The sequence below is a fragment of the Alteromonas sp. AWQ4_252 genome (genome assembly GCF_056158205.1).
In genome coordinates this window covers 608,826-625,563 of record NZ_JBSWSV010000001.1, presented here as the reverse complement: position 1 = coordinate 625,563, position 16,738 = coordinate 608,826, and the positions used below count along the sequence as shown (strand labels likewise).

Below are 16,738 nucleotides of genomic sequence, written 5' to 3'. Positions count from 1 at the left end.
ATTTCCGGAGATTCTGCATCTTCATTTTTTTTAATAAGTTCCGGATTGCACATAGTTAAAATATCGCAAAGAAAATATATCATTTGGAATGTCTCCCGCCTGTAAGATATACCGAATATACCGCCACCACTGAAGCTTTACAATATTAAAACAATAAATTTACAAAAGTGTGTTCTTTACCAGTGCTGTAATGTCACCGTCGTGGCTGAATCCGGCATGCTCTGCGGCTGGCGTAAATAAGGGGGGCTGTTTTCCAAACCCTTCTTCCAATGCTGCATCCGGCTTCCAGCTGACCAGTTCTTCAGACGCGCCTGTCTGCGTGGCAATTTCCTTAACCAATTCACGCATACTGGTTCTTACTGCAGGCAGTGTCACCACTCGGCTTACCGGCATTCTTGAGCTGTCCAGCACGGCGGCATTCATAAGGTTATTTACACACTGGTTTACCGACATCAGCCACATAGTTGCCTGTTCAGACACTGGGGAAACATAAGGCTGGCCTGCTTTCAGCAAATGGAAAACATCACTTAGAAACGCCGATTTCAGGCCACTTTTTGCAAGTGGACGGGCGACAATGCCGGGAAGCCTTACTGTCACAGTATCGGCTAGTTTTCGGCGGGAAAAATCAGCCAGTGCCAATTCAATCATGGCTTTGTGAGTACCGTAAGTCATGGCCGGGACAACTGGTGCGTTGTCGTCTACTACTTCAGGCATTGGGGCGCCGAGAACCGCTATCGTGCTGGTGTAAACAATACGCGGGCGGTGCCCATTTTCGCACGCCTTTGAAAACAGGGTCAGTGTGCCATCAAGGTTCACAGCCTTTGAAAGTGAAGGGGTCTGTTCTGCTGCTCCGCCTGGGACTGCAGCAAGGTGGAAGAGAATATCACAGGGTGATGAGAACACCTCTGACAGCATACTTTCATCTGAAAAAGGGGTTTCAAACGCCGCAACACGGCTATTATTTTTCAGGAAATCGGGCAATACCATATCGATGGCAGTCAACTGCCAGTCGGGCTTTGCCAGAATAGCGTCACACAACTTTTGCCCTACGAAACCGCCAGCACCGGTTACCACCACTTTTTTCATTTTCATTCACCTTCTTCTCATTGTGGATACAAATAGTAAAACACCTTTCAAAGGTTAAATATTCGTTTTCCAGATACATTTTATTAATAATTCGGATTCGGATTTCATGCCTTAATTTCTTATAAATACACTCACTGATTTATAACTGTTGACTGCGTGAATTTGTTTATCAGGCAAATATGTCTGGAATTAATAAAGCAATTAACCTGGGAATTTTGGAGTGAAAATATGGTGACAGAAATGGCGCGTCTGGTCGTTTCTCCTGGGAGCAAGAGTCGTTTTGAAAAAGCGGTTACTCTGGCTGTGGAGCACTTCAAGCAAGCAGAAGGTTGCCGCAGCTTTGCTCTGGATGCAGTAATTGAGAACGAAGGTGAATATGTTTTGCTGGTGCGCTGGGACTCTGTCGAAGCGCATATGGAAACTTTCCGGCAGTCTGAAGGCTTTGCAGCCTGGCGGTCGCTGGTGTCTGAGTTCTTTATTACCCCGCCGGCGGTGGTTCACACCAGAACAGTGATAAACGGCTTTTAATTACCCTATTTGTAACGGAGACCACCATGGCTATTTGGTTAAAGCGGGGCGCGGAAGCGCAGGTTAAAGCAGATGCTGACCGCAAAGTACGCGAGATTGTAGAAGCGACACTTGAAGACATTGAAAAGCGGGGCAATGCGGCTATCCGCGACTTATCCGTTAAGTTTGATAACTGGGACAGAGAAGACTACCGGCTGACAAAAGGAGAAATTCAGGCGTGTATGGACTCGCTGTCTCCGCAAGATCTGAAAGATATTGAATTCGCCCAGACGCAGGTGCGTAATTTCGCGCAAATTCAGCGCGACTCCATGAAAGATGTAGAAGTAGAAACTCTGCCCGGAGTGATTCTGGGACACAAGAATTTACCGGTAAACGCTGCCGGTTGTTATGTGCCGGGTGGTAAATATCCGCTGCTCGCCTCAGCCCATATGTCGGTTATCACCGCGAAAGTGGCCGGTGTCCCACGCGTTATTACCTGTGCACCACCGTTTAAAGGCAAACCTGCCCCTGCCATTGTTGCGGCGCAGGCTTTGGCCGGTGCGGATGAAATATACGCGCTGGGCGGTATTCAGGCTATCGGCGCAATGGCGCTGGGAACCGAAACCATCAGTGGTGTGGATATTCTGGTTGGTCCGGGCAATGCATTTGTTGCTGAGGCGAAGCGTCAGTTATTTGGCCGTGTGGGTATCGACTTATTTGCCGGCCCTACAGAAACCTTGATCATTGCTGATGAGTCGGTAGACGGTGAAATGTGCGCGACTGACATTCTCGGTCAGGTAGAGCACGGACCGGATAGCCCGGGTGTACTGCTGACCAATTCAGAAAAACTGGCCAGAGAAACCATGGCAGAAATTGAGCGTCTGCTGGAAATTCTGCCTACTGCTGACCATGCCCGTAAAGCGTGGGAAACGTTCGGTGAAGTTATCGTGGCAGAAAGCTACGAAGAAATGGTGCAGATTGCTGACGAAATTGCCAGTGAGCACGTGCAGGTGATGACGGCTGATCCGGATTATTTCCTCAAGAACATGACTAACTACGGCGCGTTGTTCCTTGGTCCGCGTACCAATGTGGCGTATGGCGACAAAGCCATCGGCACTAACCACACGCTGCCAACGAAGAAAGCGGCCCGATATACCGGCGGGTTGTGGGTCGGCAAATTCATTAAAACCTGTACCTACCAGAAAGTGGTTACTGACGAGGCTTCTGCATTAATCGGAGAATATTGCTCCCGCTTATGTGGTCTGGAAGGTTTTGCCGGTCATGGTGAACAGGCAAATCTGCGGGTGCGTCGTTACGGCAATATTGACGTGCCGTATGCCGGAACGGTTACACCCACCGCAAAAACGAAGGTTTAGGAGTCGCTATGGCAAACAGTACTTTACCGGCGTTACCGGACTTTGGTCTGAACGGTAAACGGGCGCTGGTTACCGGTGCAGGGCGGGGCATTGGCCTGGCCATTGCCGCCGGACTGGCGGAAGCCGGGGCATCGGTAACACTGGTTGCCCGTTCGGCTGACGAAATTCAAACTGCGGCAGAGGCTATTTGTGCGCGGGGAGATAAGGCGCAGGCTGAGGTACTGGATGTCAGCGATCTCAACGCGGTACGAGAGTTCTTTAAACGGAGTGATCCGTTTCATGTACTGGTAAATAATGCCGGCACAAACCGGCCAAAACCGGTAACTGAAGTCACAGAAGACGATTACGATGCAGTACTCAATCTGAACGTAAAAAGCGCCTATTTTGTCGCACAGTCCTGTATTCAGCGCATGATTGAAGGTGGCATCAAAGGGTCACTAATTCATATCGGCTCACAGATGGGCCATGTGGGCGGCGTTAACCGCTCATTGTATTGTGCATCGAAATGGGCACTGGAAGGCATGAATAAAGCAATGGCCCTTGATCTCGCTCCGCACGGGATCCGCACAAACACTATTGCCCCTACGTTTATCGAAACGCCGCTGACCAGGCCATTCTTTGAAGATAAAGCCTTTCTGGCTTCTGTGCTTGAGAAAATCAAAATCGGCAGACTGGGGAATGTGCAGGATCTTATGGGCGCGGCATTGTTTCTGGCATCAGATGCATCCGCATTAATGACTGGCACCAGTCTGGTAGTTGATGGTGGCTGGACAGCGGAGTAAATATGACTGATAACGTATTACCGGAATTTATATTTCATCATGGCGGTGTAAGTGTACCTGATCTTGAGCAGGCAAAAGCCTGGTATGCCAGTGTGCTGGACTTCGCCACCGAGCGGGAATTTTACATTGAAGCTGCAAAGGCGAAGGTGGCCATGGTACGACGGGGCGATTTGCGCTTCGAAATATTTGAAGTGGAAGGGGCGGCTTCATTACCTGAAGAAAGGCGACATCCACCGCAAGATGTAAAGACCCACGGCAATAAGCATGTGGCGTTTAAAGTACCTGATCTGGAACGCTTTCTCGAAGTCGTGGAAGCACGGGGGGCGGATGTTGCTTTCGTGGTCAGAGAGAAGTTTGGTAAAGGCTGCTTTATTCGTGACTGTGCAGGAAACCTTATTGAATTTGTAGAAGAAAACAGAAGCTGACTGCCTGCGTTTCTGTTGTCCGTAACGGCAGTGTGATTGTTACACTGCCGTTTTTTTTCGCCCGGAATTCACTATTGCAATTACGAATATATGTCATCCGAAATGGCGATTTAATTTAATTCTCTCGTTTCTCTATTGTTGTTGAGTTGTTAAAGGGTTGTGAATGCTTCAAGCGGTTAACCGGCGCACTATCTCGTCGCCAGAAAAATAAAAATCGTACGGCGTTTCACAAACGGATGAGAGAACCTGGAGTACAAACCTGTGAACAAAACGCGAATCCCTACTATGCTCGCCCTGGCTGTTGCTACCGCCGTGACCCCGGCTTATGCACAATCAGACAATGAAAACGTTCAGTCCGGCCTGGAGATCATTGAAATCACTTCCCAGCACCGTACTGAGAATGTCCAGAAAGCAGCACTGGCGGTATCGGCCATTTCCACAAAGCAGTTGGAAAAGAGCGGTATCACGCAGCCTGATCAATTGTCATTTTTAGTGCCTGCACTGCAAATCAACAAAACCGGCGGTACAGGAAACAGTTTTTATGTACGGGGTGTGGGTACACAGGGAACGAACGCGTTTGCCGAGAACGCGGTGGCCTTCAACTACGACGGTGTTTACATTGGCCGTCCGGGCTCTGTGGTTGGCACCTTTTTCGATCTTGAGCGACTGGAACTGCTGAAAGGACCTCAGGGAACGCTTTACGGCCGGAATGCTACCGGCGGTGCTATCAATGTAATTTCCCGTAAACCCGAGCTGGGCTATACCGAAGGCTACATAAGCGGCAGTGCTGGTAATTATAATTCACGCCAGTTGGCGGGCGCGGTAAATGTTGCTGTCAGTGACAACTCAGCTTTGCGCATTTCCGGGCAGTGGGTCAGCCGCGACGGGTATTTATCAGACAGTTATGATGACGAAGACGGAAAAGCGTTGCGGGTGCACTACCTGTATGCCCCCAATGATAAATATGACGTATTGCTGAGCGGTGACTACTACAAGGCTGGCGGCACAGGTGCGGGCAGTGTGCTGATCTCTGACGGCGCGCCGGCAATTGATGAGCGGATTGGTGGTGCAGACCTGGTGAGTATAGCGGCATTTGAAGCAGCCCAACCCACCTCCTTTTTCCTCAGCCGCCCTGAGTTTGTCAGTACTTACATGGATTTTGAGACCTTCAATTTCTATGACGCTGACGAGGGCGTTGATTACGAAGGCTATCAGGACAGTACTTTCTGGGGGGTGTCCGCCACTATCAACGCTCACTTTGACAGTGGCACGCTGACGGTTATTCCTTCTCACCGCGTGGCTGAGCCTGACACAACCTTCTACTTGCCTGGCTTTCCGGTTATCAATCAGGACGAGAATAAGCAAAGTTCACTGGAAGTGCGCTTCGCCTCAAACGATACCGGCGCAATTAAGTACGTTGCCGGTGCATTTATTTACGCTGAAGATCAAAAATCTTTGTCCTGGGCGGCGCCTTTTTCCTTTGCTGCTTCATTATGGGGGCCGGCTGGTGAGTATGTTTACTCTGATCTAGGCACAGACAGTCAGGCGGTGTTCGGACAAATGACCTGGTCTGCCACTGATGACCTTCGCTTTACTTTAGGTGCCCGTTTCACAGAAGAAGAAAAAGAGATGCAGGTGCGTCAGTCCCCGCTGACGCTGGAAACGTATAACTTATACGACTTTAACAATACGCCCGACACTGTGCAGGCTGAAGACGAGCGCTCTTTCAGCAACTTCACCTACCGTGCGGGAATTGAATACGATGTGAATGCAGATTCCATGCTGTATGTAAACTACACAACCGGCTTTAAATCGGGCGGCTTCTTTGCTGACTCTGTCGATAACTCCTATGAACCGGAAGAAATCGGCGCGCTGGTGGCCGGTAGTAAAAATCGCTTTATGAATAATCAGCTACAGCTGAACATTGAAGCTTTTTACTGGGACTATAAAGATCAGCAGGTGACTTATCTGGGTTACTTACCGTCCGGCGCATTTGGTTCTCTCACCCGTAATGCCGGTGCTGCCACCATGCAGGGGGCAGAGGTAGATATTCAGTATGCTGTCAGCGATTACGGTTTGCTGAAAGCGAATATTCAGTATCTGGATGCCAGTTACGACGAGTTCATTTATGACGGAGCAGGAGCAGACACAACAGTAACCACGTGTGCAACTACTCCCGATGATGACGGTACTACTCTGGTGGTTGATTGTTCCGGTAAACCGGCACTCAATAGTCCTGAATGGACATTGAATCTGGGGTACGAACACACATTCGAACTCAGTGACGGGCTTTATCTGGTGGGCTCAGTCTGGCATCACTACGAAACAGAACGCTATCTAGATATTGGTTACGAAGATTCACAAAAACAGGATGCTGTTGGTGTCACAGATCTATCATTTACACTAGACAACGGCGGGGCCTGGACAGTGACTCTGTACGGAAACAATATCACTGACGAAACGGTAATGACTGCCGCAATACATCGCCCGGCATCAACCGCTACTTATGCAGCACTGAAAGCACCACGTACTTACGGTGTCAGAGCTAAGTACAACTTCTGATATACAGATAAGAGAAAACCCCGCTGACAGTTAATTGGCAGCGGGGTTTTTTATTGGCGGGTTATACGGGCAATGTTTGTCCGCTATTCGCCAGACGACACTTACCAGGCAATGGCCCCGGCATCAATAGAAAAATCTGCACCGGTGACAAAGCTGGCTTCGTCACTGGCAAGATAGGTGGCGCACCAGGCAATGTCTTCCGGCTTGCCTAAGCGGCCCAGCATGTTTTTTGCCATGACATTACTGAGGAACTCTTCATCGTCAATCACCGGAGCTGTGGCGCCGGTTACAATGAGCCCGGGTGATATAGTATTTGCCCGAACACCATGAGGGCCACCTTCCATCGCCAGTTGGCGGGTCATTGCCAACACACCTCCTTTGCCCGCACAGTGCGCCAGTGCGCCAGAGCCTTTTAATGCCTGGTAAGCGTTGGCCGAAGCAAAATTAATCACAGAACCGGATCCGGATGCTTTCAAATGTGGCCAGAATGCCCGGGTGACCAGATATACCGAGTCCAACTCTGCTTTTAAGGTTAGTTGCCAGTCTGCATAGGTCATATCCTCTATCCACTTAAACACAGCAGTAGCTGCTGCATTGACGATGATATTTAGGGAACCGGTTAAGGTCGTCACTCTTTCACGCAAATTGGTAATGTCATCTTCATCGGTGAGGTCAGCGGGGCACGCGAACTGCAGAGACAAACCTTGTGCCTGCGCTTCCTCTACAGTGCGCAAGGCCGCTTCTTCATTTATATCTGTGCCAATAACCGTTGCGCCCTGTCTGGCGAACATGAGAGCGCAACCTTTACCGATGCCATCGCCAATGCCTGTAACAAGTGCAGTTTTCCCTGCCAGACGGCCGTTTTGTTCAGAAATGCTGGTACTTTCGTTATGCATATACTTTCCCCTGTAATAGTTAAATTAAGTGTAAAAAATGTTGCGAAAATTTGAAAATTTGCGTTGCTGATGAGCTGAATTCCCATTACAGATAGTGTGATGTCACAGGCAAACGGGGCCGGTTTTGTGAATCATTTGTTATTGGAATGTGCGATATCTGCATAACCGATTTGTGCGCGTACAGCCTGTAAGTACACTTTGAGTCATAATATATAAATGTTCAGATGAAGGTTAGCGATGGGACGACTTAAAGATGTACGCCGTGTGGTAACGGGGCACAATGAGAATGGCAGATCGATTTTCAAAGACGATCAGGCTTTTGAAACAAAACTAATTCCCAGTGGTGATGCCGAGTTTACACTTGTCTGGACAGCACCTGATTTACCGGTGGAAAACAATGATGAAACTGACGGTCGCAACCGTGATGCCGGACTCACATTGAACGGCGGTTCTGTGATCCGTGTGGTGGATATGCTGCCGCAATCGGCGTCGCCCTTTCATCGCACCAACAGTCTGGACTATGGCATTGTGATGCAGGGCCAGTTGGAACTTGAATTGGATGATGGCAATACAACCCTGCTTCATGCCGGTGATATCGTAGTACAGCGGGGTACTATCCATTTATGGCGGAATCCGTCTGAGAACGAAGTATGCCGTATTGTTTTTGTACTCACAGAAGCAACTGCGGTCGAAATTAACGGTGAACCTTTGCCGGAAATCCACCCTTAAAAGGAATAAAAAATGGCTGATTTTGACGTAATCGCAATGGGCGCAGGCCATAACAGCCTGACAACATGCGGGTATCTGGCAAAAGCCGGAAAGAAAGTATTGCTGCTGGAGCGCCATGACTACGCAGGTGGCGGTGCTGCCACCCAGCAAATTCTGACCCCGGGTTACCACCACGATTTGCACTCCAGTGTGCATATTATGATTCAGGCGAACCCGCTTATCACCAATGATGAACTGGATTTATTTAAAAAGTACGGCATGGATTACAAATATTCAGACGTACCTCACGCCACTATTTTTGCCGACCAGACGGCGCTGATGACCTACAAAGATTTGGATAAAACCTGCCAAGGTATGGCAAAAATTTCTCAGCGTGATGCTGACGCTTACCGTCGCTTTGTAGAATTGGGCCAAAGCATGCTGCCGATGATTATGCCGGGTATGTACAAACCTCAGCCTCCTCTGGGCGCGCTGATGGCAATGTTGGACAGCAGTGAAGAAGGCCGCGTGATGATGGACATGATGCAACGCAGCAGCATGGATATCATCAACACTTGGTTTACTCACGATAAAATCAAAATGCACATTGCCCGTGCGGTGTCTGAAAACCTGCAGTTACCCGATGAGCTGGGCACTGGCATGGGTACTGTGATGTTTACGGCGCTCATGCACACCTACGGCGTAGCCCAACCCTGGGGTGGCTCAGGTAAATTGTCAGAATCTATGGTGAGAGCTATCGAAGCTACCGGGGGCGAAATTCGCTACAACAGCGAAATCAAGCGCATCCTGGTGTCAGGCGGTAAAGCCAAAGGCGTTGAGCTGGTCACTGGCGAGAAAATCATGGCCCGTGACGCTGTCATCGGCTCCATGCATCCCCACAAAATCCGTCAGTTTGTTGATGGCGTATCTGAACCCGTACTCAAGCGTGCTGAAAATGCCAGTCTGGCGGCGTTCAGTTTGTTTGTTGCTCACTACGATCTTCGCGAACCCATACAATTTCGTACTGTAGAAAAAGACGTGGAAAAAGCCATTATGCTTACCCTTTGTCAGCATGAATCCATGGCGGATATGCAGCGTGACTTTGATGCTGTAAAGCGGGGGGAGCTGACCGACATGATGTTTTCTGCGGGTAACGATGAGTCTAAAACGGATCCCTCCCGTGTACCGGAAGGCGCCGGCATGTGGCACAGCACCGGCTTTGCACCATTCAATCTTCTTGAAGGTGGCAGCAGCCGCTGGGATGAAATTCGTGAAGCTTACGGTGAAGAGCGGCAGAAGCAACAAGGCAAGTTTGTGTCGAACCTTAACAGCGATAATATCATCGCCCACAAATTCTACACGCCACTGGATTTGGAAAGAAACTCGCCGAACTCCATGGTAGAAGGTGATGTTCACGGTGTGGCGCCTTATTTCTACCAAAGTGTAGGACACCGTCCTACGCCGGATCTTGGTCAGTTTAAGGTGCCGGGAATCGATTCACTGTATCTGGTTGGCCCGTCAATGCCGCCTGCCGGTGGTGTGGTGGGGGCCGGGCGCGCCGCTGCCATGGTGATGTTCGAAGATTTGGGTATGGACTTTGATAGCACGTTCCAGACCGGCGAAAGTAAATCCAAAAGTACCGTGAAAGCCAGAACACAGGCGCCGGCTGACGGTGCGGTGCGACTGTTCGACGAAAACGATGCTGAACTGATGACGGTGGACAGCATTGATACAACAGATGATGAGTTGGTGGTGCGGGGTAAAACCTTCGGCACCATGCCACTGACTGCCCGCCTGGGGCCCGGAGATTTACGCAGAGCCGCTAAGATGGCGCTATCTCCGGCGAAGTTCATGACAATCGTAAAAATGCTGTTCAGCAAAGACTAAACAATGACAATTCTACTACGGATAGGCTCCGGGAAAACGCAGCATGGTCACCAGAAAGGCTGGTACGATACGAGAAATCTGATCCTTCCTGTTACACTTCGCCGTGATGAGGGCCGGGTTGTTAGCGCGACTCATGCCGTTGCTTGTGCAGGCATTCGGCCATATTGAGCATGCACATTACCCGTAGTACAACACTTAAAACCCCGCGACAGTCTTTCTGTAGCGGGGTTTTTTAATTAGCTTCATATGATAACAGTAAGGCTATACCGTTATTTCCGGCAGGTAACAGCTAACAATCTGAGATCAGCGTTCCCCCGTCCACCACAATATCCTGACCTGTTGTGAAGCCACCGGCAGCACTGGCCAGATAAAGTGCGGTAGCGGCGATTTCATCTGTTGTGCCAAGGCGGTTAAGGGGTGTTTGCTGCATACGTTTGGTCATAAACGCCGCGTCGGCCTGCAGATGTTTTGATAACGGCGTATCTATCAGGCCAGGGCAAATACAATTGGCAGTAATGCCATATTTACCTTGTTGTACTGCGTAGTTGCGGGCAAGTTGAGACAGCCCGGCCTTTGTGACCGAATACAGCCCCAAGGCCGATGTACCCCGTTTGCCTGCAATACTGCCCACGTAGATCAGCCTGCCGCCCCCCCGCTGCTGCATACATTTTACAGCTGCAGCAGACAGCAACTGGGCTGACAGCAGATTAATTCTCATGGTGCGCAACCAGTCGGCCTCAGCGCAGTCGTCCATGCTTCCCACATGACCTTCAATGCCGGCAGTGTGAATAACAATATCTACCGGCGCATTCTGAATATGCTGAATGAGTGCACTAGCACCGCCTTCAGCACTGAAATCCGCAGGAATATACACTGTGCCGGGCGGCGTGTCCGGGAAACTGTGCTCACGGTCGGCCAGAATAAGCTTTGCACCAGCCTCAAGAAAAAGGCGGGCAACGGCACTGCCAATCCCGCCCAGTGCACCTGTCACCACCACGCGTTTGTTCTCAACGCTGAACAGGGAAGCGACATTAGCGGTCATGGTTTTACCATGGTGTGGTCAATTTTGCCGAATACGCTCTGACCCAGGTGATCTTTCACGTCGAAGCTGAGGGATTCACCGTATTTTAGAAAATCGGTTTTCACTTCACCAAATTCCAGTATGTCCAGTGCCCGACGCTCTGCCAGACAGGCCGATCCTGTTTCTTTCCAGTCTTTACTAGATACCGTTCCCGAACCTAAAATCATACCGGCCTTGATGTTGCGGTTATACGTAATGTGCTGAAGGATTTGCCCGAAAGAAAAGTCCATTTCGCCGCCATTAGGGTGACCAAACCATTCCCCATTGCGGCTCACTTCCATGTTCAGGTGCACACGTCCGTCTTTCCAGTCATCACCCAGTTCATCCGGGGTAACCGCCACCGGTGCAAACACCGTCGCCGGCTTTGCCAATATAAAGCCGAAGCCCATTTGTAATTCACGGAAAAGATGCTTACGCATGCTCATGTCATTTAAAATGGTGACCAGTTTTACCTTATCCAGCGCTTCAGAGGCGGACGCCCCCATAGGAATATCGCCGGTAATCACCGCAAATTCCCCTTCAAAATCGGCGTTATCTTCTTCGGAAGGGAAAGCATAATCTTCACAGGGGCCCATAAAGTCATCGCTCTGACGCTGAATAAGAATAGGGATGTTCGGATCTTTCTTCACATCCAGATCAAAGGCCTTTTCCATAATGTTGCCATGGTTTAAAAATGCCGAGGCATCAATGAACTGGTGGCAGCGGGGCAGGGGAGCCATAGCATCCTGAGGGTTAAACGTAAATGCGCCTGAAACCGCATTATCATTGAGCTTGTCGTAAACGGCGGTGAGATCAGCAAGCACCGCGTCCCAGTTTTCCAGTGCCAGTTGCATGGTCTTAGCAATATGGGAAACGTCTGCTGCCCGGGTTAAATCACGGGATACCACTACAAGGGTTCCGTCACGGGTACCGTTTTTCAGTGTTGCCAGTTTCATAGCATTCTCCTTAAAAGTTAACACCGCCATCGCAGTTAATCGTTTGTCCGGTAACAAAGCCGCATTCTTCGGATGTCAGGAACAACAGTGCGCCGGTTAAATCCTGAGGCTCTTCGGTTTGTTTAATCAGTTGCAGGTTATTTTTCACGTTATCGAATAACTGCGGGGGCAGGTTTTTCGCTGATTCCGGCGTACGGGTAAGTCCGGGCGAAAGGGCATTGACTCTGACCCCTGAAGAACTGAATTCCGCTGCAAGTGCGCGGGTCAGACCGATACCCGCCATTTTGGTTGTCACGTAAGCTGAAAACCCAGGCATAGCCGTGCCGGTGGTGCTGGAAGCGATTTGAACGATGCGTCCGTAACCCCTTTCTGCCATACCCATGCCGAAGGTTTTGCCCAGAATGAATGCCGCTTCAACATTAATGGCTTCAAATTTTCTGAACGTTGCTAAATCAAGTTCAGCCAGCGGTGTTACCGGCATAAAAGCCGCGTTATTAACAAGAATATCTACCTGACCGAATTCACTGAGTACGTTATCAGCGAACCGCGAAACTTGTTTAGCGTCTGACAGGTCAACAATTTCACTGTAACCCCGCTGACCGGTGGCACGAATTTCTGCCACTACGGCAGAGGCATCCTGAATGTCCGCTATAGCGATATCGCATCCCCGTGATGCCAGGGCGAGAGCGAATTCCCGCCCTAATGCACCGGCGGCGCCCGTAATAACGGCAATTCTGTTTTGATGTCCCGGCATTTTCTTTCTCCACAAAAAATTGTGAATAAAGTGTAACAGACACACCTGAGGCGGAATATTTGATTCGGTAAAGCCGGACTATTTGTTTTGCCAATAATCCGGCAGTGATGTCAGGCAAAAGTCTCTCGTGCGGTAGCTATAATCTGTTCTCTCAACCAGATTAGCGCCGGATCGTGATCCCGGTATTTATGCCATTGCAATGCCCACGATATCTCAGGTAAAGGCTCCGGAAGCGGAACGGTTTTGATGGGGATGAGTGCCTGCCAGTGCTCAGCAAGATGTTGATAAACAGTTGCAACGCGCGCTGTGCCGGGTAAAAATTGAGGAATCGCATTAAAAGTTGATGTGATAATCTCTACTTTGGGTTCTCTTCCCCATTTATCTCTCATGAGTACTTGATCCTGACTGGTAACGCGACTCGTGCCGAACTTCACAGTGACGTGGCCAAGGCTCAAAAATTCGTCCAGTGTCATATTTTCATGAACTGCTTCATTCTGCTCACATGCAATGGATACAAATTTTTCAGAAAATAATTCCTCGCATGGATGATGATCAACTTTTATCGACATCGGCATGATCATGAAGTCTACTTCCGCCCGGTCTAAAACTTCTGCAGGCTTATTGCTCGGAATAAAAAACTCAAACTGAATACCCGGGGCAAGTGAATTAATCTGCTTAGCTACCGCGGTAAGCAATACCGTACTACTGTAGTCGCCAGCGATAAATTTGAATTTTCTGTTACAGGTGAACGGGTCAAAGGTTACACCGCGATCAACGGTGGCTTGAATTTGTAAAAGGATATTGTGAACAGGCTCAGCGAGGCTCTCACCTAATGGCGTCGGTTGCATTTTTGCACCCACCCGTACCAGTAATTCGTCATTGAAAAACTCCCGCAACCGCGCAAGTGCACCACTTGTGGCAGGCTGACTTAAGCAAATACGTTCAGCTGCCAGCGTAATACTTCGTTCGGTCAGCAAGGCATCCAGTGCCACCAGTAAATTGAGATCGAGTCTGTTTAAACGCATGAGAAAACCTGCATGAAAGCCCTAAAGCACCATTATCATTTTTTAACTATATGATTACAAGAAAGAAGAAAATACTTTACTTAAGGCTCTCGTATTTCTGATAAGCGACTATTAAATGGGTGCCATTAATGCGCTCATGGTTAACGCCATAACCTGAATATGCTCTACTTTTGAGCCTCCGGTTTGCTCGATTTCACCCAGTCGCCGGGAATTATTCACAATCATACTGCAACGTGGCCAGCGGCGATTCTCGAAGCGGGTGAAGATCTCTTCTACCGTTCCCCCTGATGCAATTTCATCGGCTATCACAACTGCATCTTCGTGGCCCATCCCTGCGCCTGAGGCCAGATGGGGAGTTGTGGCATGAACCGCATCCCCCATCAGCAATATCCGGCCTTTAAACCAGGAGCGGGGCAGAATCATGCCTTCCAGAGGACGTGCCAGAATGCTGGATGATTCAGAGAGTTCCGCTTTCACTGCTTCAATTACCGGTGCAGTAAAAGGCGCAATCAAGTTTTGCAGGTAAGGCAGCAGTTCTTCATCAGCGATGCGGGACTTTTGCGGCCGTTGTTCGGTGTAATTCAGGTACATATGGGTGGATGACACCGGGGTAAAACCGAGTTTACCATTGCTACCGTAAAACAATGCCGGACGTTCCAGGCCGTGGCGTTCCACCACCGCGCGCCACACCACCTGACCGGTATACTGAGGCACCGGTGCTCCGGCAAAATACTGTTCACGGGTTTTAGAAAATACACCATCTGCGGCCAGTACCATGTCAAACACATGTTCAGAGCCATCTGTCAGCATGGCTTTAATGCCGTCTTCCTGCTCAGACAGTGTTTCGTAGGTGCAGCCAAGGTGTACATGCACGCCGCTTTGCTGCACTTTTTCAGCCAGAATACCGGCAAGTACCGGGCGCATGATGCCGCCGCCACCGGTAATACTTGAGCCGGGCACGGCAGGAGTAACAATTTGCCGCAGGAAAGTACCGTCAGCAGTGAGCATGTCGACGTTCTGGCAAATAGCACCGTGTCGACGAAATTCGTCAATCAGACCAATTTGCTCTATGGCACGCAGTGACGGACCGCTAACAGTGATACCGGCCCCGTCTGTCTTCCATTTTTTGTCCAGTTCAACAAGGTGTACTTCTATTCCTTGTTTACTTAGCAGAATGGCTGTGGACATACCGGTGAAGCCGCCACCGACAATTAGCACTTTATTTACTGATGATGTCATGTTCATGCTCTTTTTGTTTCTGAGTCGGGGTACCAGACGAGATTCCCGTGACTGTTTATTTCTACCTGTACCGGCGTTAAGTGACTCCCTTTACAGGGGCCGGAAATACATAAACCGGTGTCGCGTTCGAACAGGGCGCCGTGTGAGCCGCATTTAATGAACTGGCCAGACCCGTCCAGAAAAGCATCTTTTTTCCAGGCCATGGACGCATGTTCGTAGCCCTTGTGCGGACAACTGTTGCGAAAAGCAGCAATACTGCTATGGCCGGTTCTCACTACAAAAATAGACGCTGTCTGCTGTGCGCCGGTGCTGAAGCCTTTACTGGTATTCAGCACAATATCCTCCAGCGCACACAGGGTGATGCCATCAGTGCGGATCGCCACCGGGCATCCAATTTTTCATGAGTGTGAAATTGAAAATTTGCGACGTATCTGCGCTGGCCATGGCTTCCCGTGGCGTCCAGCTGTCATCATGCAAGTCCATGTCTGCATCATATTCAACATGCACGCCCATGGGGCTGTTGAAGTACCAAAAATAGTTTGAGCCAAATATATGCCGGCCCGGACCCCAGAAAGTTTCGTAGCCTTTATCCTGAAACCGTTTGCCCGCCAGCAACAGCTCGTTCGGCCCGGCCAGGTGGAACGTGAAATGCTCACAACCCTGCATATGCGACGGGGTATCGATAAGAAACAGTGAGTGGTGATCAAGGGTTCCCTGCGGGCGCAGGAACGGCCCTAACTGGGTGAAACGATCGGCAACCCGGAAACCGAGCCTGTCGATGTAGAACGACTCTGCCTCTTTAATATTCGGAACGAAGTAGACGACGTGGGACAAGCTGGCAGGAATGATGTCGTAGCTGTCATCTGCCCCCGGTTCATTAACCGGACGCTGTGGTGCAAAACCCGGAGAATTAATCTGCTCATTTTTTCCGGTAAACGCCTTACGACAAGTGATTTGAAATTTCAGCGCAAAACCGCTGTTGTCCACGGTAGTCAGGCTACCATCCTCACCGGTGATCACTTCACGGTCGGTGCTCAGTTCTGCTCTGATGGCATCCAGTGTGGTCTGGTTGTCTACGCCATACACGGTTTGTCTCAGCATTGATGCAGTAGGTAACGGTGCAGGCAGAAATTCATCATCTTTGTGCCTGATGATAACAGCCGTGCCGTCCTGTCCTTCGAAGCGCCCACCTTCATCAGATACACCTACAGGAACAAGGCCGTAATCGGTGAGGTACTGACAACAAGCCTGTACGTCGTCAACACCGAATACCAGCTCGTCTAAACCAACTATATTCATGGTAAATCCATTATTTCTTTTACTTAAAAGTAGTGTAGAGAGGTGGGTGAGGAGTTGGAAATTGCTTGATTGGATGAAGGTTATTTACAACTCAGATACAGGAAATAAACAATTGGTGAGATAGATTGAACGCGCACACCGGCGAGGATTCCAGTGTGCTTTTTGATGCTCAGTTT

At 49.7% G+C, this 16,738-nt stretch carries 17 protein-coding genes; 8 read left to right on the top strand and 9 right to left on the bottom strand.

Annotation, left to right across the window (positions count from 1 at the left end):
• Nucleotides 1-159: 159 nt before the first annotated feature.
• On the bottom strand, nt 160-1,092 hold the full coding sequence (locus ACXACM_RS02725) for an NAD-dependent epimerase/dehydratase family protein (RefSeq protein WP_474819633.1): 933 nt from the start codon (nt 1,090-1,092) through the stop codon (nt 160-162).
• Nucleotides 1,093-1,314: 222 nt separating this feature from the next.
• On the opposite strand from ACXACM_RS02725, the gene ACXACM_RS02720 reads away from it, so the two are divergent.
• From ACXACM_RS02720 to ACXACM_RS02700, 5 genes are all read left to right on the top strand, one after another.
• Complete coding sequence (locus tag ACXACM_RS02720) at nt 1,315-1,614, top strand: antibiotic biosynthesis monooxygenase family protein (protein WP_474819631.1); 300 nt, start codon at nt 1,315-1,317, stop codon at nt 1,612-1,614.
• A gap of 26 nt (nt 1,615-1,640) precedes the next feature.
• Nucleotides 1,641-2,969, top strand: coding sequence for a histidinol dehydrogenase (hisD, locus tag ACXACM_RS02715; RefSeq protein WP_474819630.1), 1,329 nt, complete (start codon nt 1,641-1,643; stop codon nt 2,967-2,969).
• An 8-nt stretch (nt 2,970-2,977) separates the two neighbouring features.
• Nucleotides 2,978-3,751, top strand: coding sequence for an SDR family NAD(P)-dependent oxidoreductase (locus tag ACXACM_RS02710; RefSeq protein ID WP_474819628.1), 774 nt, complete (start codon nt 2,978-2,980; stop codon nt 3,749-3,751).
• A gap of 2 nt (nt 3,752-3,753) precedes the next feature.
• Nucleotides 3,754-4,176 carry a VOC family protein gene (locus ACXACM_RS02705; RefSeq protein ID WP_474819627.1) on the top strand — a complete coding sequence of 141 codons (423 nt, stop codon included), beginning with the start codon at nt 3,754-3,756 and terminating at the stop codon, nt 4,174-4,176.
• A 261-nt stretch (nt 4,177-4,437) separates the two neighbouring features.
• Entirely contained in the window at nt 4,438-6,738 is a 2,301-nt protein-coding gene (locus ACXACM_RS02700) for a TonB-dependent receptor (protein WP_474819625.1), read from the top strand.
• 101 nt (nt 6,739-6,839) lie between these two features.
• Here ACXACM_RS02700 and ACXACM_RS02695 read toward each other — a convergent pair whose 3' ends face one another.
• Complete coding sequence (locus ACXACM_RS02695; RefSeq protein WP_474819623.1) at nt 6,840-7,634, bottom strand: SDR family NAD(P)-dependent oxidoreductase; 795 nt, start codon at nt 7,632-7,634, stop codon at nt 6,840-6,842.
• A gap of 237 nt (nt 7,635-7,871) precedes the next feature.
• Here ACXACM_RS02695 and ACXACM_RS02690 point away from each other — a divergent pair, with 237 nt between their 5' ends.
• From ACXACM_RS02690 to ACXACM_RS02680, 3 genes are read left to right on the top strand one after another with little or no spacing between them, the layout of a single operon-like run.
• A complete protein-coding gene (locus ACXACM_RS02690) occupies nt 7,872-8,363 on the top strand; it encodes a cupin domain-containing protein (RefSeq protein ID WP_474819622.1) in 492 nt (163 codons plus the stop codon).
• Nucleotides 8,364-8,375: 12 nt separating this feature from the next.
• Nucleotides 8,376-10,229: a phytoene desaturase family protein gene (locus tag ACXACM_RS02685; RefSeq protein WP_474819620.1), complete on the top strand. Its 1,854-nt coding sequence runs from the start codon at nt 8,376-8,378 to the stop codon at nt 10,227-10,229.
• Between the two features lie 3 nt (nt 10,230-10,232).
• Entirely contained in the window at nt 10,233-10,397 is a 165-nt protein-coding gene (locus ACXACM_RS02680; RefSeq protein WP_474819619.1) for a hypothetical protein, read from the top strand.
• 121 nt (nt 10,398-10,518) lie between these two features.
• Here the strand turns inward: ACXACM_RS02680 and ACXACM_RS02675 are convergent, their stop codons facing one another.
• From ACXACM_RS02675 to ACXACM_RS02645, 7 genes are all read right to left on the bottom strand, one after another.
• On the bottom strand, nt 10,519-11,271 hold the full coding sequence (locus ACXACM_RS02675; RefSeq protein WP_474819618.1) for an SDR family NAD(P)-dependent oxidoreductase: 753 nt from the start codon (nt 11,269-11,271) through the stop codon (nt 10,519-10,521).
• Nucleotides 11,268-12,245: a fumarylacetoacetate hydrolase family protein gene (locus tag ACXACM_RS02670; protein WP_474819616.1), complete on the bottom strand. Its 978-nt coding sequence runs from the start codon at nt 12,243-12,245 to the stop codon at nt 11,268-11,270. The genes ACXACM_RS02675 and ACXACM_RS02670 overlap by 4 nt, the downstream gene beginning before the upstream one ends.
• Nucleotides 12,246-12,255: 10 nt before the next feature.
• On the bottom strand, nt 12,256-12,999 hold the full coding sequence (locus ACXACM_RS02665; RefSeq protein WP_474819615.1) for an SDR family NAD(P)-dependent oxidoreductase: 744 nt from the start codon (nt 12,997-12,999) through the stop codon (nt 12,256-12,258).
• A 110-nt stretch (nt 13,000-13,109) separates the two neighbouring features.
• Complete coding sequence (locus ACXACM_RS02660) at nt 13,110-14,024, bottom strand: LysR family transcriptional regulator (RefSeq protein ID WP_474819614.1); 915 nt, start codon at nt 14,022-14,024, stop codon at nt 13,110-13,112.
• Between the two features lie 111 nt (nt 14,025-14,135).
• Nucleotides 14,136-15,263, bottom strand: coding sequence for an FAD-dependent oxidoreductase (locus ACXACM_RS02655; protein WP_474819612.1), 1,128 nt, complete (start codon nt 15,261-15,263; stop codon nt 14,136-14,138).
• Between the two features lie 2 nt (nt 15,264-15,265).
• Nucleotides 15,266-15,646, bottom strand: a complete 381-nt coding sequence (locus tag ACXACM_RS02650; protein WP_474819611.1) for a Rieske (2Fe-2S) protein — start codon at nt 15,644-15,646, stop codon at nt 15,266-15,268.
• Nucleotides 15,630-16,562, bottom strand: a complete 933-nt coding sequence (locus tag ACXACM_RS02645; protein WP_474819609.1) for a VOC family protein — start codon at nt 16,560-16,562, stop codon at nt 15,630-15,632. Before ACXACM_RS02645 ends, ACXACM_RS02650 begins: the two co-directional genes overlap by 17 nt.
• Nucleotides 16,563-16,738 lie beyond the last annotated feature (176 nt).

Bases quoted from the DNA above. Each gene is read 5' to 3' on its own strand.
- ACXACM_RS02665 (WP_474819615.1), bottom strand. From the start codon at position 12,999: ATGCCGGGACATCAAAACAGAATTGCCGTTATTACGGGCGCCGCCGGT.
- hisD (WP_474819630.1), top strand. From the start codon at position 1,641: ATGGCTATTTGGTTAAAGCGGGGCGCGGAAGCGCAGGTTAAAGCAGAT.
- ACXACM_RS02670 (WP_474819616.1), bottom strand. From the start codon at position 12,245: ATGAAACTGGCAACACTGAAAAACGGTACCCGTGACGGAACCCTTGTA.
- ACXACM_RS02645 (WP_474819609.1), bottom strand. From the start codon at position 16,562: ATGAATATAGTTGGTTTAGACGAGCTGGTATTCGGTGTTGACGACGTA.
- ACXACM_RS02725 (WP_474819633.1), bottom strand. From the start codon at position 1,092: ATGAAAATGAAAAAAGTGGTGGTAACCGGTGCTGGCGGTTTCGTAGGG.
- ACXACM_RS02685 (WP_474819620.1), top strand. From the start codon at position 8,376: ATGGCTGATTTTGACGTAATCGCAATGGGCGCAGGCCATAACAGCCTG.
- ACXACM_RS02720 (WP_474819631.1), top strand. From the start codon at position 1,315: ATGGTGACAGAAATGGCGCGTCTGGTCGTTTCTCCTGGGAGCAAGAGT.
- ACXACM_RS02710 (WP_474819628.1), top strand. From the start codon at position 2,978: ATGGCAAACAGTACTTTACCGGCGTTACCGGACTTTGGTCTGAACGGT.
- ACXACM_RS02690 (WP_474819622.1), top strand. From the start codon at position 7,872: ATGGGACGACTTAAAGATGTACGCCGTGTGGTAACGGGGCACAATGAG.
- ACXACM_RS02660 (WP_474819614.1), bottom strand. From the start codon at position 14,024: ATGCGTTTAAACAGACTCGATCTCAATTTACTGGTGGCACTGGATGCC.
- ACXACM_RS02680 (WP_474819619.1), top strand. From the start codon at position 10,233: ATGACAATTCTACTACGGATAGGCTCCGGGAAAACGCAGCATGGTCAC.
- ACXACM_RS02705 (WP_474819627.1), top strand. From the start codon at position 3,754: ATGACTGATAACGTATTACCGGAATTTATATTTCATCATGGCGGTGTA.
- ACXACM_RS02695 (WP_474819623.1), bottom strand. From the start codon at position 7,634: ATGCATAACGAAAGTACCAGCATTTCTGAACAAAACGGCCGTCTGGCA.
- ACXACM_RS02675 (WP_474819618.1), bottom strand. From the start codon at position 11,271: ATGACCGCTAATGTCGCTTCCCTGTTCAGCGTTGAGAACAAACGCGTG.
- ACXACM_RS02655 (WP_474819612.1), bottom strand. From the start codon at position 15,263: ATGACATCATCAGTAAATAAAGTGCTAATTGTCGGTGGCGGCTTCACC.